Origin of the sequence: Streptomyces sp. 4N124, from assembly GCF_052245395.1 — a bacterium.
Lineage (GTDB): Bacteria > Actinomycetota > Actinomycetes > Streptomycetales > Streptomycetaceae > Streptomyces.
On record NZ_JBQQBS010000015.1, the window covers coordinates 59,147 to 72,909 of the forward strand.

General features: G+C 70.0%; 16 protein-coding genes. 2 read left to right on the plus strand and 14 right to left on the minus strand.

What is annotated here, in order from left to right; translation table 11 throughout:
* The first annotated feature begins 286 nt into the window (after window positions 1–286).
* Complete coding sequence (locus ACTWQO_RS17540; protein WP_443238257.1) at window positions 287–832, plus strand: DUF1697 domain-containing protein; 546 nt, start codon at window positions 287–289, stop codon at window positions 830–832.
* Entirely contained in the window at window positions 825–1,199 is a 375-nt protein-coding gene (locus tag ACTWQO_RS17545) for a nuclear transport factor 2 family protein (RefSeq protein ID WP_443238258.1), read from the plus strand. The genes ACTWQO_RS17540 and ACTWQO_RS17545 overlap by 8 nt, the downstream gene beginning before the upstream one ends.
* Here the strand turns inward: ACTWQO_RS17545 and ACTWQO_RS17550 are convergent.
* From ACTWQO_RS17550 to ACTWQO_RS17615, 14 genes are all read right to left on the minus strand, one after another.
* Complete coding sequence (locus ACTWQO_RS17550) at window positions 1,180–1,782, minus strand: transglutaminase-like domain-containing protein (RefSeq protein ID WP_443238259.1); 603 nt, start codon at window positions 1,780–1,782, stop codon at window positions 1,180–1,182. The two genes, ACTWQO_RS17545 and ACTWQO_RS17550, sit on opposite strands and share 20 nt — an antisense overlap.
* A 247-nt stretch (window positions 1,783–2,029) precedes the next feature.
* A complete protein-coding gene (locus ACTWQO_RS17555) occupies window positions 2,030–2,770 on the minus strand; it encodes a sirohydrochlorin chelatase (protein ID WP_443238260.1) in 741 nt (246 codons plus the stop codon).
* Between the two features lie 5 nt (window positions 2,771–2,775).
* The gene (locus ACTWQO_RS17560; protein WP_443238261.1) at window positions 2,776–3,660 is read right to left on the minus strand and encodes an ABC transporter permease; all 885 of its coding nucleotides are present in this window, start codon (window positions 3,658–3,660) and stop codon (window positions 2,776–2,778) included.
* Entirely contained in the window at window positions 3,647–4,465 is an 819-nt protein-coding gene (locus ACTWQO_RS17565; protein ID WP_443238262.1) for an ABC transporter ATP-binding protein, read from the minus strand. Before ACTWQO_RS17565 ends, ACTWQO_RS17560 begins: the two co-directional genes overlap by 14 nt.
* A gap of 12 nt (window positions 4,466–4,477) precedes the next feature.
* Window positions 4,478–5,581 carry an aliphatic sulfonate ABC transporter substrate-binding protein gene (locus ACTWQO_RS17570; RefSeq protein ID WP_443238263.1) on the minus strand — a complete coding sequence of 368 codons (1,104 nt, stop codon included), beginning with the start codon at window positions 5,579–5,581 and terminating at the stop codon, window positions 4,478–4,480.
* Between the two features lie 223 nt (window positions 5,582–5,804).
* Window positions 5,805–7,160 (minus strand): sulfate adenylyltransferase subunit 1, encoded by a 1,356-nt coding sequence (locus ACTWQO_RS17575; protein WP_443238264.1) that lies wholly within the window; start codon window positions 7,158–7,160, stop codon window positions 5,805–5,807.
* Between the two features lie 2 nt (window positions 7,161–7,162).
* Window positions 7,163–8,098, minus strand: a complete 936-nt coding sequence (gene cysD / locus ACTWQO_RS17580) for a sulfate adenylyltransferase subunit CysD (RefSeq protein WP_443238265.1) — start codon at window positions 8,096–8,098, stop codon at window positions 7,163–7,165.
* The gene (gene cysC, locus ACTWQO_RS17585; RefSeq protein ID WP_443238266.1) at window positions 8,095–8,697 is read right to left on the minus strand and encodes an adenylyl-sulfate kinase; all 603 of its coding nucleotides are present in this window, start codon (window positions 8,695–8,697) and stop codon (window positions 8,095–8,097) included. Before cysC ends, cysD begins: the two co-directional genes overlap by 4 nt.
* Window positions 8,679–9,389, minus strand: coding sequence for a phosphoadenylyl-sulfate reductase (locus tag ACTWQO_RS17590; protein WP_443238267.1), 711 nt, complete (start codon window positions 9,387–9,389; stop codon window positions 8,679–8,681). Before ACTWQO_RS17590 ends, cysC begins: the two co-directional genes overlap by 19 nt.
* Window positions 9,386–9,565 (minus strand): hypothetical protein, encoded by a 180-nt coding sequence (locus tag ACTWQO_RS17595; protein WP_443238268.1) that lies wholly within the window; start codon window positions 9,563–9,565, stop codon window positions 9,386–9,388. The genes ACTWQO_RS17590 and ACTWQO_RS17595 overlap by 4 nt, the downstream gene beginning before the upstream one ends.
* The gene (locus ACTWQO_RS17600) at window positions 9,562–11,259 is read right to left on the minus strand and encodes a nitrite/sulfite reductase (protein WP_443238269.1); all 1,698 of its coding nucleotides are present in this window, start codon (window positions 11,257–11,259) and stop codon (window positions 9,562–9,564) included. Before ACTWQO_RS17600 ends, ACTWQO_RS17595 begins: the two co-directional genes overlap by 4 nt.
* 126 nt (window positions 11,260–11,385) lie before the next feature.
* Window positions 11,386–11,469 (minus strand): putative leader peptide, encoded by an 84-nt coding sequence (locus ACTWQO_RS17605; protein ID WP_310591794.1) that lies wholly within the window; start codon window positions 11,467–11,469, stop codon window positions 11,386–11,388.
* 150 nt (window positions 11,470–11,619) lie between these two features.
* Window positions 11,620–12,204, minus strand: coding sequence for a GNAT family N-acetyltransferase (locus ACTWQO_RS17610; protein ID WP_443238270.1), 585 nt, complete (start codon window positions 12,202–12,204; stop codon window positions 11,620–11,622).
* A gap of 99 nt (window positions 12,205–12,303) precedes the next feature.
* On the minus strand, window positions 12,304–13,638 hold the full coding sequence (locus ACTWQO_RS17615) for a hypothetical protein (protein WP_443238271.1): 1,335 nt from the start codon (window positions 13,636–13,638) through the stop codon (window positions 12,304–12,306).
* Between the last annotated feature and the right edge of the window lie 125 nt (window positions 13,639–13,763).

A 13,763-nucleotide genomic window follows, 5' to 3' on the forward strand; every position in this document is an offset into this window, starting at 1 on the left:
GCCATCTCGTCGTGCTGCCCGGTGAAGTGCCCTGGCTGCGACTCATCCCCTCGGACCCCGAGGTCTCACCACTGGGGAGGACGGTGGCCCCTTACATCTACTCGGAGTTCTCGGGGGCGGGGACCAGGGTGCACAGCGCATTGCGCAAGGTTGTTGAATAAGTCACAGGAGCCTGGAGTCGTTGATCCGCACGCCCTCGATCGGCCAGAGTTTCCCGAGTCCGCCCCTGCGGACGTGGCCGTCGTGCCCACCCCCACGGGGCACGACGGCCGCATAAGCTGGGCGGATGACGACGTATGCGGCGCTGCTGCGCGGAATCAACGTGGGGGGCAGCAAGAAGGTCCCGATGGCCGAGCTGCGCACGCTCATGGAGGGCCTCGGCCACGACGGCGTACGCACGTATCTGCAGAGCGGCCAGGCCGTGTTCTCCAGCGGCCACGGAGACGCGGAATCCCTCGCCGCGGAGCTGACGCGGGCGATCGAGAAGCACTTCGGCTTCGGCGTCGACGTGATCGTGCGCGACCACGCCTATCTGAAGGCGGTCGCCGAGGCCTGTCCGTTCCCGGCCGCCGACCTCGAGGCCAAGCAGCTGCACGTCACCTACTTCTCCGCGCCGGTCGACGCGGACCGCTTCGCCGAGATCGACCAGGCCGCCTATCTCCCCGAGGAGTTCCGGCTCGGCGACCGCGCGCTGTACCTGTACGCGCCGAACGGCCTGGGCCGCTCCAAGCTCGCCGAGCACCTCTCCAAGCCCCGGCTGAACAAGGGCGTGATCGCCACCTCCCGCAACTGGAACACCGTCGTCAAACTCGTCGAGATGACCAGTGACTGAGAACGATTCCGCCGTGAAGACGGCCATCGAGGGTGAACTGCGGCTGCTCGACCCCGAAGTCCGCCGCTCACCCGAACTGCTCGGGGCGCTGCTGCACCCCGACTTCCACGAGTTCGGCGCTTCCGGACGGCCCTGGGACCGCGCCTCGATCATCGCCGCTCTGACCTCCGGCAGCGACCCCGGTTCCCGCCCCGTCGTCGCCTCCCACCTGCGCGGTGTCCAGCTCGCCCCTGACCTCGTCCACCTCACCTACGACACGGAGAGCAACGGCAGCCGGGCACACCGCAGTTCACTGTGGCGGCGGCCGGCCGACCGATGGCTCCTCTACTTCCACCAGGCCACGCCGTTCAGCTCCGCCGCAGAGTGACCTTCCGTACGCCGTTGTAGGTCGTGTACGAGGTGATCTCGTCCGGCACCGTCAGCGGAGGAGTCGCGTACAGCCGGCGCAGCTCGTCCTCCGAGCGGGCCACGGCCACCGCGTCGGTCAGCGCGAGGTCCTCATCGGTGAGCAGCGCGTCGTCCTCGATCTCGGGGCCCCAGCTGTCCCAGGGGAGGAGTTCTACGCCGTTCAGCGCGGCCAGATCACGGCGGACGTTGGCACGTACGAACCACAGACCCGCGTACGACAGCCCCTCGATCCCGTTGAGGTCGATCAAGCCGAAGGCCTGCGGGTCGGCCCGCCCCTCGCGGCACGCCCGCCATGCGTCCGCGGCCACCAGGAACTGATCGCGGGGCACGTCGAGGGGGTCGAAGGGCACGTCGTGCTCGTGGTGGACCTGCGGGTCGGCCAGCCGCCAACTCCCCTCCGGCAGGCGGTACTCGGTGACCCAGTGGTCGGCGTGGAAGCCCTCGTCGAAGTACGTGGCGAAGCCGCACCGGATCCGCGCCGCCGTCCCCGTCGCCCGCAGCAGCGAGCAGTGCAGCAGCGCGAAGTCCCGGCACGTGCCCACGAACCGCCTCTCCGGCTCCCGGGGCTCGGTCAGCGGCGTGTCCCCGCGCTCACGCAGGATCCGCAGGAGCTCCGTGACGTACCGCGCCTCGGCGTCGTCGTGCAGCCGCCAAGCGCTCCGCGGGAAGTGCGGTTCGTCGGCTGCGGGCCGGTGGGGGCTGGTCGCGCAGTTCCCCGCGCCCCTTATGGGGCGCTGTACCGCAGCGCTTTCAGGCGTTGCTCCCGGCTTTGGCCCCCCCAGAACCGGTTCAGGCGCCGACCGCCGTCAGTATCGGCGTGCGCGCCGCGTCGTACCGTTCCAGCAGGACCCGTGCCACCTCCGGTGCCGGGCCCAGGACGTCGGCGAGTACGTCCGCCTCGGTCGCGCCGCGTGCGATGCGGTCCGGGAGGAAGCCGGGGGCCAGGACGTACGGGGCGACGGCGATCTTCGAGCAGCCCAGGGACCTGAGCTCGCGCACCGCGTCCTCGGTGCGGGGCAGGGCGGCGGAGGCGAACGCGGGTCGCACGGCGCACCAACCGGTGTGCCACCACTCCCGCGCGATGTCGGCGATCACCGCGATCGCCTCCGGGTCGGTGGACCCCGCCGAGGCCAGCACGACCCCGGTCGAGGACTTGTCGGCGGGCGTCAACCCCGCCTCGTACAACCGCCGTTCAAGGGCCTGGAGGAGCAGGGGGGACGGGCCCAGTACCTCCGCCTGGCGGATCCGCAGTTGCGGCGGGGCGTCCCGCAGTACGGCGGGGATGTCGGCCTTCGCGTGAAAGGCGCGGGTCAGCAGCAGCGGCTGGGCGACCACATCCTGGACGCCCTCCGCGGCCAGGGACTCCAACACGCCCTGCACGGACGGGATGTTGAAGTCCAGGAAGCCGGTCTCCACGCGCAGCCCCGGCCGCCGCGACCGTACCCGGCGCACCAGGGCATGGACGGTCGCGGCGTGCCGCGGGTCGCGGCTGCCGTGCGCGATGACGAGAAGGACCGGCTTCTTGTTCATGGGACTCAGCTCTTCACCAGCAGCCCGCGGGTGCGCAGCACCCACCGCTCCAGCGGGCTGAAGATCAGCAGATCGATGGCGATACCGACGAACAGGATGAGCAGGATGGCGAGGAAGACCGTCGCCATGCTGCTGTTGGTGCGGCCCACCTCCAGCAGCTGACCGAGGCCGACGCCCAGGTCCGGCGCCGTCGCGATGATCTCGGCGGCCATCAGCGAGCGCCAGGAGAACGCCCACCCCTGCTTCAGCCCCGCCACATAGCCGGGCAGTGCCGCGGGCATCACGATGTGCCAGGTACCGCGCAGTCCGGTCGCCCCCAGCGTCCGCCCCGCGCGCAGGATCAGCGGCGGCACCTGGTCCACGCCGGACACCAGACCGTTGGCGATCGACGGCACCGCGCCGAGCAGGATCACCGCGTACATCATCTCGGGCTTCAGACCCAGCCAGATCACGGCGGCCGGCACCCACGCCACCGACGGCAGCGACTGCAGACCGGACAGGATCGGGCCGATCGCCGCGCGCACGAACTTCACCCGGGCCACGAGCAGGCCGAGCGGCGTGCCGATGACGAGGGCGAGCGCAAAGCCGAACAGACCCCGCGAGACGCTCGTCCAGATGTAGTCGAGCAGCGTGCCCTTCAGCCATGCGTCCTCGACCTCGGCCCACACCGCACCGGGGGAGGGCAGCTTCGCGGGGTCGTCGACGATCTTCAGGGAGATCAGTCCCTGCCAGACGACGAGGACCACGGCGATCGCGATGATCGGCGGCAGGATCTTCTCGCGGAAGGTCTGCCGGAAGGGCGGCCGGCCGCCGACCGAGGTCTCCAGCGCGTCGAGGCCCGCCTCTACGCTCCCGGAGTCCTGGACCGGTGTCGTGTCAGTGCTGGCCATGACGGCGGATCTCCCCACGCAGTACATCGGTGATCTCAAGGGACAGTTCGGCGACCGGCGCGTCCTCGATACGGCGAGGCTGCGGGATGCCGACCGTCCACTCGCGGGCGATCCGGCCGGGCCGGGACGACATCAGGATGACGCGCTGCGCGAGCCGTACCGCCTCGCGCACGTTGTGCGTGACGAAGAGAACGGACACCCCGGTCTCCGCCCAGATCCGCGTCAGCTCGTCGTGCAGCACGTCCCGCGTGATGGCGTCCAGCGCCGCGAACGGCTCGTCCATCAGCAGCAGCCGGCTCTCCTGCGCGAGCGCGCGGGCGAGGGCGACGCGCTGGCGCATACCGCCGGACAGCTCGTGCACGCGCTTGCCGTGCGCGCCCTTGAGCCGTACGAGTTCGAGCAGTTCCTCGGCCTTGTCGCGCCGCTCGTTCTTCGCAACGCCCCTGAGTTTGAGGGCGAGTTCGATGTTCTTGCCCGCGGTCAGCCACGGGAAGAGGGCGTGCTCCTGGAACATCAGGGCCGGGCGGCCGTCCGTCGTGATGGACCCGACGGTGGGCGCGTCGAGCCCCGCCACCAGGTTCAGCAGCGTGGACTTGCCGCAGCCCGAGGCCCCCAGGAGCGTGACGAACTCGCCGGGCGCGACATCGATGCTGATGTCGTCCAGCACGAGCTGCTGTCCGGCCGGGCCCGCGAACGACTTCGAGACGTGCTCGATCCGGGCGGCGTGTTCGGTCGTCGCGGTGCCGTCGGCGGCCTTGGCGAGGGTCGTGGTCGTAGCCATGGTCGTCACCTCCTGGGAACTCATCGGGTCGTTCGGTCAGCTCGCGCCGAGACCGGCGTCGTCGACGGTGCTTGCGCCCTCTGCCTTGAGGACCTTGTTGAGCAGCGTGAGGTCGTAGATGCCGGTCAGATTGGGCTTCTCCAACAGGCCGGCCTTGACCGCGTGCTCCGCCTCGGTGTTCAGGGTGGAGGCCAGCGGGTCGTCGGTGAACTGGATCGACGACCAGGCCGGGTCAAGGACATCGGCGGGCAGCGCCTTGCCCGAGTCCTTCTCCAACTGCTTGTTCGCCGCGGCCTTGGCCTCGTCCGGGTTGGCGTTGATCCACTTGTTGGTCTCGACCGAGGCCTTCAGCACCGCCTCGACGGCCTTCGGGTGCTCCTTGAGGAATTCCTGCCGCACGATGATGTTCGTGATCACGAACTTCTTGTCCGGCCACAGGTCCGCCTCGTCCAGCAGCACCTTGCCGCCCTCGGCGACGAGCTTGGACGCGGTCGGCTCCGGCACCCAGGCGCCGTCGATGGAACCCGACTTGTAGGCGTCCGGCGTCACCTTGTTGTCGGTGCGGACCACCGAGACATCGCCCTTGCCGCTCTCCGCGTCGACCTTCCAGCCCTGCTCCGCGATCCAGTTGAGGAACGCCACGTCCTGCGTGTTGCCCAGCTGAGGGGTCGCGATCTTCTTGCCCTTGACGTCCTTCAGGGACTTGATCTTGTCCGGGTTGACGACGAGCTTCACACCGCCGGACGCCGAACCGCCGATGATGCGCAGATTCTTGCCGCCCGACGCGGTGTAGCCGTTGATCGCCGGGGAGGGGCCGATCCAGCCGATGTCGATGGAGTCCGAGTTCAGCGCCTCGATCTCGGAGGGACCGGCGTTGAAGATCTGGTACTGGGCCTCGGTCGCACCGAGCGCCTTCTGGAAGTAGCCCTTGTTCGCGCCCACGAGAGCCGTGCCGTGGGTCAGGTTCCCGAAGTAGCCGATCCGGACGGAGTCGAGCCCGTCGATCTTCTCCGCCCCCGCGGCCACCTCGGCGGTGTCGTCGTCCTTGGCCTGAGAGCCGTAACCGCAGGCGGCGAGGGTGAGCAGGGGGAGCGCGGCGATGACCGCGAGGGTGCGACGTACGGCGAATGTGGCAGGCACGGGAGGTGTTCCTCTCGGAGGCCCGGCGGTCACGGTCTCTCAGGTCGTGGCCGGGATGTCGGCAGGTTTTCGTCTACGGCGGTGGGGGGTGAGGGCGCGCAAGCGGTGCGCGTACGTCAACGCACACATCGCGGCACCCCGCCCTGCCCGCTGCCGAGGGCGCCGCTGCCGACGCGGCCGCCCTCCTTCGCGAACGTGGAGTAGACATCGGGAGAGTTCATGGTCAGAAGTCCCACCCGTCGTCATCGCCCTCGTCCCGGACCGGCTCCGGGGAGGCGAACGACTCGCCGACCATGCCCGCGGTGAGCGTGGTGCCGTCGTTCGGGTCGATCAGGATGAAGGAGCCGGTGCGGCGCGAGTCGGCGTAGGAGTCGACCGGCAGCGGCTCGGCGGTGCGGATCTTCACCCGGCCGATGTCGTTGGCGACGAGCTGTCCCGGGTGCGGGTGCAGGGACAGGTCGTCGAGGGTGAGCCGGGACGGGATGTCCTTGACGATCGCCTTGACCGTGCGGGTGCCGTGCTTGAGCAGCACGCGGTGGCCGACGGTCAGCGGGGCGTCCGCGACATGGCAGACGGTCGCCTCGATGTCCTGCGTGGTGGGCGGCGCGTCCTTGCTGGGCACGATCAGGTCGCCGCGCGAGATGTCGATGTCGTCCTCGAGCAGCAGCGTCACCGACTGGGTGGTCCAGGCGACGTCGACGGGCTTGCCGAGCAGGTCGATAGCGCTGATCTTCGTCGAACGGCCGGCCGGCAGGACCGTGATCTGCTCGCCGACGTGGAACGAACCGGCCGCGATCTGGCCCGCGTAGCCCCGGAAGTCCGGGTGCTCGGCGGTCTGCGGCCGGATCACGTACTGCACGGGCAGCCGGGCGTGGCAGTGGCTCAGGTCGTGCGCGACGGGCACTGTCTCCAGGTGCTCAAGGACCGTCGGGCCGCCGTACCAGTCCATGACAGCGGACGGCTCCACCACGTTGTCGCCCGCGAGCGCCGAGATCGGGATCGCAGTGACCTCGGGGACGCCCAGCTCGATCGCGTACGCCGTGAACTCCTCGGCGATCGCGGCGAACACGGCTTCCTTGTAGTCGACGAGGTCCATCTTGTTGACGGCGAGGACCACGTGCGGGACCCGCAGCAGCGCGGCGATCGCCGCGTGCCGGCGGGTCTGCTCGACGACGCCGTTGCGCGCGTCGACCAGGATCACCGTCAACTCGGCGGTGGAGGCACCCGTCACCATGTTGCGGGTGTACTGCACATGGCCGGGGGTGTCGGCGAGGATGAAGCGGCGCTTGGGCGTGGCGAAGTAGCGGTAGGCCACGTCGATGGTGATGCCCTGCTCGCGCTCGGCGCGCAGGCCGTCGGTGAGGAGGGCGAGGTCGGGTGCTTCCTGACCCCGCGAGGCCGAGGCGCGCTCAACCGCCTCCAGCTGATCCGTGAGGATCGACTTGGAGTCGTGCAGCAGCCGTCCGACGAGCGTGGACTTGCCGTCGTCGACGGACCCCGCGGTCGCGAAACGCAGCAGCGTCGTCTCCGACAGCTGCTCGACCGACAGCGGCTCGATGGGTTCGGTGGTGCTGGACATCGTTAGAAGTACCCCTCGCGCTTACGGTCTTCCATCGCGGCCTCGGAGAGCTTGTCGTCGGCGCGGGTGGCGCCGCGCTCGGTGAGCCGGGACGCGGCGATCTCGGTGATCACGGCCTCCAGCGTCGTCGCGTCGGAGTCGACGGCGCCGGTGCAGGACATGTCGCCGACGGTGCGGTAGCGGACCTGCCGCTTCTCCACCGTCTCGGTCGCCTTCGGCCCGCCCCACTCACCGGCGGTCAGCCACATGCCGGCCCGCTGGAACACCTCACGCTCGTGCGCGAAGTAGATCTCCGGCAGCTCGATGCCTTCGCGGGCGATGTACTGCCACACGTCCAGCTCGGTCCAGTTGGACAGCGGGAAGACGCGCACGTGCTCGCCGGGCGCGTGCCGCCCGTTGTAGAGGTTCCACAGCTCGGGCCGCTGGCGGCGCGGGTCCCACTGGGAGAACTCGTCCCGCAGCGAGAACACCCGCTCCTTGGCACGGGCCTTCTCCTCGTCCCGCCGCCCGCCGCCGAAGACGGCATCGAACTTCTCCGCCTGGATCTTCTCCGTCAGCGGCAGCGTCTGCAGCGGATTCCGCGTCCCGTCGGGACGTTCGCGCAGCACACCCCGGTCGATGTAGTCCTGTACGGAGGCCACATGGAGGCGCAGCCCATGTGCGGCCACCACACGGTCCCGGTAGTCGAGCACCTCGGGGAAGTTGTGCCCGGTGTCCACATGCAGCAGCGAGAAGGGGATCGCCGCGGGGGCGAACGCCTTCAGCGCCAGATGCAGCATGACGATGGAGTCCTTGCCGCCGGAGAAGAGGATCACCGGCCGCTCGAACTCGCCCGCCACCTCACGGAAGATGTGCACGCCCTCGGACTCCAGGGCGTCGAGGTGGGACAGGGCGTACGGGGTGTCCGTACCCTCCTGCGTCGTGACCACGGTCGTCATGCCAGTCCCCTTTCGGTGAGCAGGCCGTGGAGCGCGGCCGCGGACTCCTGCACGGTCTGGTTCTGCGACTCGATCCGCAGGTCGGGCGACTCGGGCTCCTCGTACGGGTCGTCGACCCCGGTGAGCCCGGTCAGCTCGCCCGCCGCCTGCTTGGCGTACAGACCCTTCACATCGCGTACGGAGCACACCTCGACCGGAGTCGCCACATGCACTTCCAAGTACGCCGCCCCGCTGTCCTGGTGGCGCTTGCGCACCGCCTCGCGGCTGTCGGAGTAGGGCGCGATCACCGGGACCAGGGCCTTGACGCCGTTACGGGCCAGCAGTTCGGCCAGGAAGCCGATGCGCTGCACATTGGTGTGCCGGTCCTCGCGGCTGAAGCCGAGGCCGGCCGAGATGAACTCGCGGATCTCGTCGCCGTCGAGCACCTCGACACGGTGGCCCTCCTCGCGCAGCCGGCCGGCCAGCTCGTACGCGATCGTGGTCTTGCCGGCGCTCGGCAGACCCGTGAGCCAGACGGTGGCTCCGGTCGTCACTTGGATCTCCTGGTTGCTCGAAGGGTCCGTCGATTCCACGGTCTCGGTCACAGGTGCAGCCCGCACTCGGTCTTGGCGCGGCCCGCCCAGCGGCCGGCGCGCGCGTCCTCGCCCTCCAGGACGCGGCGGGTGCAGGGGGCGCAGCCGATGGAGGAGTAGCCGTCCATCAGCAGGGGGTTGGTCAGGACGCCGTGCTCGGCGACATAGGCGTCGACATCGTCCTGGGTCCAGCGGGCGATCGGCGAGATCTTGACCTTCTGGCGCCTGTCGTCCCAGCCGACGACCGGAGTGTTGGCCCGGCTCTCGGACTCGTCGCGGCGCAGTCCGGTCGCCCAGGCCGCGTAGTCCTTGAGGCCTTCCTCCAGCGGCTGGACCTTGCGCAGCTTGCAGCACAGGTCGGGGTCGCGGTCATGCAGCTTCGGACCGTACTCCGCGTCCTGCTCGGCGACCGTCTGACGCGGGGTCAGGGTGATGACGTTGACGTCCATCACCGCCTCCACCGCGTCCCTGGTCCCGATCGTCTCCGGGAAGTGATAGCCGGTGTCGAGGAACACCACGTCAACACCGGGCACAGCACGGGAGGCGAGGTGCGCGACGACCGCGTCCTCCATGGAAGAGGTAACGCAGAAACGGTTACCGAAGGTGCGGGCGGCCCACTGGAGAATCTCCAGCGCCGAGGCGTCCTCCAGGTCACGGCCCGCCTGCTCGGCGAGCGCCTTGAGATCGTCGGTCGTGCGCTCTTCCTGAACGGTGTTCATATCTGCTCTCCCCCTACGTCGTTCGGTCGAAGCCCCCGGGCGAGCAGCCCGAGGAACTTCAACTGGAATGCGCGGTTGCACGCCGCGCATTCCCACGCGCCGTGGCCCTGCTCGGAAGGACGGAGGTCCTCGTCACCGCAGTAGGGGCAGTAGAAGGGGGCCGCGCGCTCGCTCATGAGAGGGACTCCTCACTGGCCCGCGAGGCCCAGGCGGCGAACCGCTCGCCCTCCTCGCGCTCGGCCTCGAAACGCTTGAGCACGCGCTCCACGTAGTCCGGCAGCTCGTCCGACGTCACCTTCAGACCGCGCACCTTGCGGCCGAAGCCGGCCTCCAGACCGAGCGCGCCGCCCAGGTGCACCTGGAAGCCCTCGACCTGCTCGCCCTGGTCGTTGAGGACCAGCTGCCCCTTGAGACCGATGTCCGCCACCTGGATACGGGCGCAGGCGTTCGGGCAGCCGTTGATGTTGATGGTGATCGGCTCGTCGAAGTCCGGGATACGGCGCTCCAGTTCGTCGATCAGCGCGGAGCCGCGCGCCTTGGTCTCGACGATGGCGAGCTTGCAGTACTCGATGCCGGTGCAGGCCATGGTGCCGCGCCGGAACGGCGAGGGCTTCACCGTGAGGTCCAGCGCCTCCAGGCCCTCGACCAGCGACTCGACCTGCTCCTCGGCGACATCGAGGACGATCATCTTCTGCTCGGCGGTGGTCCGCACCCGGCCCGAGCCGTGCGCCTCGGCCAGCTCGGCGATCTTCGTCAGCGTGGTGCCGTCCACGCGGCCCACGCGCGGCGCGAAACCGACGTAGAAACGGCCGTCCTTCTGCTGGTGCACACCGACGTGGTCGCGCCAGCGCGCGACGGGCTGTGCGGGCGCCGGGCCGTCGATGAGCTTGCGCTTCAGGTACTCGTCCTCCAGGACCTGGCGGAACTTCTCCACGCCCCAGTCGGCGAGCAGGAACTTCAGCCGGGCGCGGGTGCGCAGCCGCCGGTAGCCGTAGTCGCGGAAGATCGAGACGACGCCCTCGTAGATGTCCGGGACCTCGTCGAGCGGGACCCAGGCGCCGAGGCGCTGGCCGATCTTCGGGTTGGTGGACAGCCCTCCGCCGACCCAGACGTCGAAGCCGGGGCCGTGCTCGGGGTGGTTGACGCCGACGAAGGCGACGTCGTTGATCTCGTGCGCCACGTCGAGGAGCGGCGAGCCGGAGACCGCGGACTTGAACTTGCGGGGCAGGTTCGAGAAGTCCTTGTTGCCGACGATCCGGCGGTGGATCTCCTCGATCGCCGGGGTGCCGTCGATGATCTCGTCCGCGGCGATACCGGCGACGGGCGAGCCGAGGATCACTCGGGGCGTGTCACCGCAGGCCTCGGTGGTGGACAGGCCGACCGCTTCCAGCCGCTCCCAGATCTCCGGCACGTCCTCGATCCGGATCCAGTGGTACTGGACGTTCTGCCGGTCGGTGATGTCGGCGGTGCCCCGCGCGAACTCCTGCGAGATCTCACCGACCACCCGCAGCTGCTCGGTGGTGAGCCGGCCGCCGTCGATGCGGACGCGCAGCATGAAGTACTCGTCGTCCAGCTCCTCCGGCTCCAGGATCGCGGTCTTGCCGCCGTCGATCCCGGGCTTGCGCTGGGTGTACAGGCCCCACCAGCGCATCCGGCCGCGCAGGTCGTTGGGGTCGATCGAGTCGAAGCCCCGCTTGGAGTAGATCGTCTCAATGCGTGTCCGCACATTGAGACCGTCGTCGTCCTTCTTGAACTGCTCGTTGCCGTTGAGCGGGGTGAAGTGCCCCGCGGCCCACTGGCCCTCACCGCGGTGACGGCTCACCTTGCGGCGGGGAGTCGCGGCGGCAGGCTTCTGCGGGGTGGCGGCCATGGTGGTAAGTCCTTCGGGACAGGCGGGAAGCGGCTCTGACCTGCGCGCATACGGCGCATGGGCATACGTGCGCGACATTGCGCGGGAAATCAGACGGAACTGGGGGATGTCGGCGCGGCTGGGCTCTCAGCGGGCCGGACAGATGGCGCTGGACATGCGGCCGAGGTCGACGTGCCGCCGACTCACCAAGGCAATTCCAGTTCCAGACATGACGGAAGCGTGTCACGGCGATCTGGACACAGTCCAGCTTCGTCCATCATGCGGACACCCTTGTCCCGTATCGTGGGACAAGGGTGTCGTCGGTCACATGGCCCGAAACGGCCGGTGTCTGCCCAGGTCAGACAGGGTACGCCGCAGGCCTCAGCCAAGGCCTCGGGCGGGGTGCGCCCCAGGCCAGGGGCCCGGCGCGGCCACCTCCGGCTCCTCCTCGACCTTGGTGTCGAAGAGCTTGAAGCCCCGGCGCTGGTAGTTGTCCATCGCGAACTCGCCGTCCTTGCTGCAGGTGTGCAGCCACACCCGCTTCGTCGGCGCCCGCCCCGGCCACCGGTCCGCGAGATCCCACGCGCGGGCGGTGCCGTACGACAGCAGATACCCGCCGATCCGCCGCCCGCGGAAGGCCGGGATCAGGCCGAAGTACTCGATCTCCACGACCCCGTCGTCCTGCGGGCTCAGCTCCACATAGCCCGCGGGCGTGCCCCGGTCGTATGCGACCCACGTCTCCACACCCGGCCGGTCCAGGTGCTCCTGCCACTGCGCGTACGTCCAGCCGAGCCGGTCGATCCAGCGGATGTCCCCGCCGACGGACGCGTACAGGAAGCGGCTGAACTCGGGGGAGGGCACGTCGGCGCGGACGACCTTCACGTCGCCCTGCGGGGCTTGGGCCGGCAGGAGGTCGGTGGGTGCGGTCTGTTCCAGGGACCAGGTGGTCACGGCGATGTTGGGCATGTCGGTCAGGGAATCATCCGGGTGGCGGATCTGTCGATCGGCTGCGGGTCCGTTGTGGCTGGTCGCGCAGTTCCGTTGGCGCGCCTCAGCTGGGGCGCCTCAGCCGAGCGACCTGTCCACCGACGCCAGCGGCAGTGCGAACAGCACCCGGCCCGACTGTGACCAGACCTCGCCGAGCGCCTCCCAGTAGGAGAGGGACAAGGTGTGCGCGCTCCAGCAGCGGTGCGTCTCGTCGGCCCCGCACTCCGTGGCCCGGGCGTCTTCGCCGTTCTGCCGCCACAGCGTGCCGCGCCCGGCTCCCGTACCGGCCAGATACCAGTCGGCGCGGGCGGCACCGGGCTCCTGGTGGGAGAGGACGCCCCCTATGCCGGCCGTCTTCGTCCGGTACGCCTCGTCCGCGGGTACGCGCCCGGCCGGGTCGGTGGCGAGCAGCCCGGTGCGCTCGGGGTCGGTGCTGAAGGAGTAGCGCCACAGCCGGGTGGGCCGGTCGCCGTCCGCGCCGGCCCGTTCGCTGACGGCCAGGCTGTCGGGCGTGGAGCTGCGGTCGAGGGAGATGCCGCCGAGGCAGGGGACGCCGGTGTCCGTGTCCGGGTCGCAGGCCCCGCCGGTCAGGCGGTACGAGGCGACGGCGGGCAGCACCCACCGGTTGCCGTGCGCCGACCAGCCGCCACGCACCCGGCCGACCGCGGCGCTGGTGACGGTGGTGCGCTGGACGCGGTCCATGTCGTACACGTACAGCGCGGTGCCGTCCCCGCCGTCCGCGGTGATCAGCAGCTTGTCCTGGTACCAGACCATGCCGGACAGCCGCGAGCCGAGGGCGCGGTAGTCCCGTCCGCCGTCGACCGGCACGGCGAGCAGCGCCCAGGTGTAGCTGAGCCGGCCCAGGTCGTTCGCGTCGACGAAGGCGACCCGGGCGAGGCCCTGTGCGCCGGCCGCGCTCGCGCCGGAGGCGTCGGACCCGCTCCAGCCGGAGAGGATCGCCCGGTTCCCGCCCCACCAGCCGTCGTCGTCGGCGTCCCCGGAGGAGGTGACCGCACCGGGCTGCCAGCCCAGGGTGTCGGCCTCGTCCCAGCAGTACGCGCGCGTGGCCGCCGGTTCGACGGGCAGTGCCGTGCGCTCGGCGGTCGTGCAGCCCGAGGCGGTGCGCAGGGTGTGGTCGGCGCTGTCGAGGACGGCTCCGACACCGACGGGCTTGCCCATCTGGCCGGCGAGCCGGTCGAGCGTGCGCTCGGGCACCAGGTCTTCCTGGAGCCGGAGCGGGTCGGTGTCCGCGGCGGAGGCGAGTGGCTTCAGCGCTCCGGTTTCCTTGCCGACGTTGGCCTGCGAGGCGCTGACAATGGTGGCGGCAGCGGTCAGCGCGAGGGCGGTTCCGGCCAGGGCAGCGCGCAGCGCCCTGCCCCGCTTGCGTCGGCGGTGTCGGCCGCGACTCATCATCCAACCTCCAGACGCGAGCCAACTGCGCCTTGTGGTCCGTGCGTTGACCGAGGAGCAGGTGGGGTGTGGCCCGTACAGGGATGCTACGGCAGTACGTGGCGGTCCATGACGAAGACCCTGCAATT